General features: G+C 75.1%; 1 protein-coding gene. It reads left to right on the top strand.

From position 1 onward, the window contains the following. Nucleotides 1–531: polyketide synthase dehydratase domain-containing protein (locus ACYVE7_RS35550; protein WP_460371114.1), on the top strand; the 531-nt coding region annotated here is incomplete at both ends.

Genomic DNA, 531 nt, shown 5'->3' with positions numbered 1-531 from the left:
TGACCACCGAAGTCCCCGCCGAACCCGCCGGAATCAGCGGCCCCTGGCCACCGGCCGGCGCCGACCCGCTGGACACGGACGGCCTGTACGACCGGCTGGCCGAGCGCGGCTACGCCGACGGGCCAGCGTTCCAGGGCCTGGAGTCGGCGTGGCGGCACGGCGCCGACCTGTACGCCGAGGTCGAACTGCCGTCCGCGGCCCCCTCCGCCGACCCCTACGGTCTGCACCCCGCTCTCCTGGACGCCGCCCTCCACGCCCTCCTCGCCGCCGACGGCGACACAGACCGGCTCCTCCTGCCGTTCTCCTGGAGCGGCGTGCGCCTCAACGCGGCGGCCGCCACCCGCGTCCGCGTCCGCGTCCGCAGAACCGGTCCCGACACCGTGGCGCTGACCCTCACCGACCCTGCGGGCGCCGTCCTCGCCTCGGCGGAGTCGGTCGTGTTCCTCCCCACCACGGCCGATCCGAAATCCCCGAGACCGCCGCCCGCTGCAAGTACTGCACCGCCACCCAGCACGACCCCAGAGTCGTCAC

The organism is Actinocorallia lasiicapitis, from assembly GCF_054778695.1.
The sequence above is the reverse complement of the archived record's forward strand: the minus strand, read 5'-3'. Positions and strand labels throughout refer to the sequence as shown.